Below are 4,146 nucleotides of genomic sequence, written 5' to 3'. Positions count from 1 at the left end.
GGCTAGCGTTCTCTTTTGACGGATATATCAAAGTTCCACCGCAACAAACGTGTTCCCCGTGTAATGCCCTTCTCTACAACAACTTCGTCTTACATAATGGGCTCCTGATCTTATTTCCACGAGACGACGGTTAGTGGTCTGCAGTCGCCAACGAGCTGGACGCAAGTTCCAAAGCCTCGACAAGATCCGTCTCCTCCTTTGGCAGTCGACCGGCGGCCTCGACCACCGCATCTAGGCGAGCTCGCACATCAGCGCCGCGCTGGATCCCGGCGCGCGCGGTCTCGGTCCAGGCCCGCGCACAGCAGTCGGCGGCTTGCGCCAGGTCTGCTGTGGCGAGGTCGCCAGTCAGTCTTGCGACCTCAGCGCACCCCTCGGCGAGTAAGCGTCGGAACAACCCGCCGCCGGTGCCTGCCTTCTCGATGAACGCGCCGAGGCTGAACAGTAAGATTTCAAGTTCGTCATCTGGAAGGTCGGCCCAGGTGTGGACGTCGGCGGCCAGCGCTGCCGCGGCGGCCAAGCCCTCGGCACCGCTCGCTACGGTGAGATCGGCGATGCTTGCCCCCGATGCCTGACGCATGTTGTCAGCAGACTGCCGGAACGCTGCCGCTGCAGTGTCGCCGATAGTGGGGAGCGCGCTCGGCCAGGTAATGCGATACGTGCAGTGGCGCGTCGGCTGTGGGAACGACGTCGAAGACCTGGCCCGAGCCAGCGAGTCGAAGGGGACCGCCTGCACCTCGGCCCGGTCGTTGTCTACGACGAACGCTACGCCCGCGTCCTCGTCGTAGCCGATTACGACGATGTCGTGGCGGCTCATCTGCATCTGGACCCTCAGATACGGTAGCTCGGCGATGTCGCCCCACACCAGGCTTGGTCGACCGGAGTCGATTTCGTCGCGAACCCACGACCATCCCTCCTCTGGATCATCGGTGGTTAGGACCTGGACCTGCCCGCCGAGCCGGCGGGGTAGGTCGACTTCGAAGTCAGCACCTCGTCCCACCAGATACAGCGGTGGAACGAGGGCATTCGATCGAAGATAGGACAACCCCAAGGCACCCCCGAGGGTAAATACGAGCCCTTCGCTGGGCGGTCCGTCCCACCCGAGACCGTGCCAGTGCAGCAGATCTCGCATCGCGCCTGAACCACAGTGGCCCCCGATCTGATGGGGGTAACCCTGGATGAAGGTCTTGCGGGGCATATGCCGTCCTTTCCGAGTCGCGGGGCGTTGGTGTGGCGGGGCGTTGGTGTCAACGCCCCAGTCAATTGCCAGGGATGCGTTCCAGGGAGGATGTCCCGAGTTCCACGGAACTCGGGACATCCTCGCAGTTCAGTCCGCCGATAGACGGCCCGTTCGGTCCGTCATGTGGGGGTGTGTCCTTAGGGACGTGCCACATCGTCGGGTAGAGGTGCGTGAAACCGTGGGCCGTTGTCTCGCTCGTCGTCCATCCGTTTGTTGAATGCTTCGATCTCTTCAGGTGTTGCCGGTTGGCCGCCTTCGACTACCGATTCGGTTCCTGGTGCGCCGCGGCCGGGGTACGCAGCAGCGATACCTTGGTCATCGGGCCTGGGCGGGAGCAGTGGTTCAGTCATCGTTTCAGATTGGCTGGCCCCGAACTATCGGACAACGAACTGCATCTAAAGGCTGGGTTGACTCCCTAAGGCATCTGGATGGTCGGTTCGCGGGCTGACACGACTCCATGAAGGTGTGGGCTGTCGGTCGCGACGACCTTACCAATGGTTAACCTGCTCGTGCCAGGCTGGGTCTATGGTGCGGATCGCGACGTGGAACCTGGAGAACCTGTTTGCGCCGGGCGGACAGGCCGGCCCCGAGACGACGGTCGAGTTCGACGCGAAAGCCAATGCTTTGGCGACGACCATCGGGCGCATGGCACCGGATGTGCTCGCTGCTCAGGAGGTGGGGAGCCCTTGCACTGTAAACAGTTTGAGGAGTTCGGTCCCGGTGACGCGTGCCGAATAACCCTGCCGCCACCTCGATTAAGGCGCGGCTTCGCGAGAACAGTCCGGATCGATCCACAATCCCATAACTACCAACCCCCTGAGTGTCTCACCGGTGATACACTCGGGGGGTGACTGAGGTTGTCAGCGTGCGAGATCTACGTAACAACGGTGGGGAAGTGCTGCGCCGGGTGGACCGCGGTGAACGGATCGTGGTCACACGTGACGGCACACCGGTGGCTGAGCTCAGTCCACTGCCACGGCGCAGCGTCAGTCCCGAGGAACTGATCCGTCGGCGACGCAATCTTCCCCGCGTCGACGTCGACACGTTGCGTGCAGATGTCGACACCGTGCTCGATTCCACAGTATGAGCCAGGCCGAGGGCCGACACCGGGGCCTTCTCGACACCTCAACAGTCATCCTGCTCGGCAGGCTCACCAATCCCGCCGAGCTGCCCGACGAATCAACCATCAGCGCTGTGACCCTTGCTGAACTATCGGTAGGGCCCCACGTCGCCCAGAATTACGCCGAACGCAGTGCGCGCCAACAACATCTGCAACAAGCAGAAGCAGACTTCGAGATCGTGCCGTTCGACGCCGAAAGCGCACGTGCCTTCGGCGGCGTGGCGGCGGCATTACGGAGCTCTGGCCGCAAACCCGCCGCCCGCGCCTACGATGCGCTAATCGCTGCCAGCGCAATCGCACACGACCTGCCGCTCTACACCTGCAATCCAGACGACTTCGTCGGAATACCCCAACTCGACCTCAGGGCCGTCACCCACCCCGATTCACATCAGCCAACATAATCAAAAGGGGTCACTGGCGAGGTGTCTCACACGCAGCAACCGGCATCTCAAGCCCATTGCCAGGCCACACACGGGGGCCTAGCGTCCCGTGTGGCGGCGTCGCACAATCACCACGGTCCGCCATACAGCTGCTATGAGGACGATGCCCGCGAGGGCCATCAGCGGCAACGGCACGACCGCCGTGGCCCTTGTCCACCATGTGATTTCGCTGACCGGTCCGGCGGTGTTCGGAGGATGCGGTGGACCGTAGATCCGCTCGAGTACCGGCCGCACATCAACCCCCGGCACGGCGGACGGTCCGTTGCACAGGCTGCTGTTCCACGCGTGGCCAACTCCACCGCCGGCGGACACGAAAAGTAGGTACTCGTCTCCCACGTCGTAGCTGACGCCGCAGGACGGTCCCTGCGACGATGTCTTGACGGTGGTACTGGTTCCGACGTCCCCTTTGAAACCTCGAGCACAGCGAACTCGTAGATGTCATCTGGCCCGGCCGACACCTTGTCCGTGGCTCGCGCGACGAAGACACCGTCAGCCTGCGTTGCAGCTTCCTCCGTGGTGTAGCCAACACAACTGCACGCACACGCAGTGCCGGCGGCCCCCACCGAAACTCCCGTTGCAATCAAGAGTCCACACATGGCAAGTCCAACGACTCGGGGGAGGAACCGACGGAACGGACCGATCTGAATCAGGGAGCTGGGTTGAGCCTTTGATGCATTGACCATCGTGCTACGCGATCGACATCGGGCCGGTCTGGCCGGTGACCTGCCAATGACCGTGCACCTTGTCGACCACATAGGTCACCGCGAGCCCGCAATCGCCGCCGCACCAGTAACCGGCACCGACATGCACAGTTCCCTCACCCTGGTAAGCCAGCGGGGCGAGGCCAACGATGACACCATCGTTGTCAACTGCGGTCAGACCCTGGCGTTCGACATGCCCTTTGTCTTCCCTCCGTGCGATGAACTCCACCGGCGGCATGTCGCCGGGTTGGTTCGCGATCGCATTCTTAAGGTCAGCGTCCAGAGGTGGTCCGTCAGTCACGATGACCATGTCCCCGCTGCCGGACGCATAGCTGTCGAGCACATACACCTGCCTGAACGGAGTGGGTGGACCGCTCCCGAATGAATGGTCGATCAGGACCAATTGCCGCACGACAGCAGCGTAGATCTCCGACTCCGCCCGCGGTGGGGCTACGGATTCAGAAGTAACGCTCGTCAACGGATCAACATCTACGGGACCGGGTGTCGCCGATGCGCAGCCGGCGAGCGCTACCGCAAAGACGACCGACAGTACCGCTACTTTCATCCGCATTTCTCGACGCTAGCTGCCACGGCGTTCCCAGGAAGGTCTTCGGCACGTTGGCCCCAACAGCTCACATCACCGGGACC

General features: G+C 62.7%; 5 protein-coding genes. 3 read left to right on the top strand and 2 right to left on the bottom strand.

Annotated features, from left to right (window positions below):
• Nucleotides 1–130: 130 nt before the first annotated feature.
• A complete protein-coding gene (locus GM1_RS21110) occupies nt 131–1,195 on the bottom strand; it encodes a BtrH N-terminal domain-containing protein (RefSeq protein ID WP_008382297.1) in 1,065 nt (354 codons plus the stop codon).
• Nucleotides 1,196–1,762: 567 nt separating this feature from the next.
• Here GM1_RS21110 and GM1_RS21105 point away from each other — a divergent pair.
• From GM1_RS21105 to GM1_RS21095, 3 genes are all read left to right on the top strand, one after another.
• Nucleotides 1,763–1,975, top strand: a complete 213-nt coding sequence (locus tag GM1_RS21105) for a hypothetical protein (protein WP_008382295.1) — start codon at nt 1,763–1,765, stop codon at nt 1,973–1,975.
• Between the two features lie 109 nt (nt 1,976–2,084).
• A complete protein-coding gene (locus GM1_RS21100; RefSeq protein ID WP_008382294.1) occupies nt 2,085–2,324 on the top strand; it encodes a type II toxin-antitoxin system Phd/YefM family antitoxin in 240 nt (79 codons plus the stop codon).
• A complete protein-coding gene (locus GM1_RS21095) occupies nt 2,321–2,758 on the top strand; it encodes a type II toxin-antitoxin system VapC family toxin (RefSeq protein ID WP_008382293.1) in 438 nt (145 codons plus the stop codon). Before GM1_RS21100 ends, GM1_RS21095 begins: the two co-directional genes overlap by 4 nt.
• A 726-nt stretch (nt 2,759–3,484) precedes the next feature.
• Here the strand turns inward: GM1_RS21095 and GM1_RS22570 are convergent.
• On the bottom strand, nt 3,485–4,069 hold the full coding sequence (locus GM1_RS22570) for a hypothetical protein (protein ID WP_157436257.1): 585 nt from the start codon (nt 4,067–4,069) through the stop codon (nt 3,485–3,487).
• Nucleotides 4,070–4,146 lie beyond the last annotated feature (77 nt).

It is taken from the genome of Gordonia malaquae NBRC 108250 (assembly GCF_000344135.1).
Taxonomy (GTDB): Bacteria; Actinomycetota; Actinomycetes; order Mycobacteriales; family Mycobacteriaceae; genus Gordonia; species Gordonia malaquae.
The sequence above is the reverse complement of the archived record's forward strand: the minus strand, read 5'-3'. Positions and strand labels throughout refer to the sequence as shown.

Excerpts from the sequence above, each read along its gene's own strand:
- GM1_RS22570 (WP_157436257.1), bottom strand. The coding sequence starts at position 4,069 with ATGCGGATGAAAGTAGCGGTACTGTCGGTCGTCTTTGCGGTAGCGCTC.
- GM1_RS21095 (WP_008382293.1), top strand. The coding sequence starts at position 2,321 with ATGAGCCAGGCCGAGGGCCGACACCGGGGCCTTCTCGACACCTCAACA.
- GM1_RS21110 (WP_008382297.1), bottom strand. The coding sequence starts at position 1,195 with ATGCCCCGCAAGACCTTCATCCAGGGTTACCCCCATCAGATCGGGGGC.
- GM1_RS21105 (WP_008382295.1), top strand. The coding sequence starts at position 1,763 with ATGGTGCGGATCGCGACGTGGAACCTGGAGAACCTGTTTGCGCCGGGC.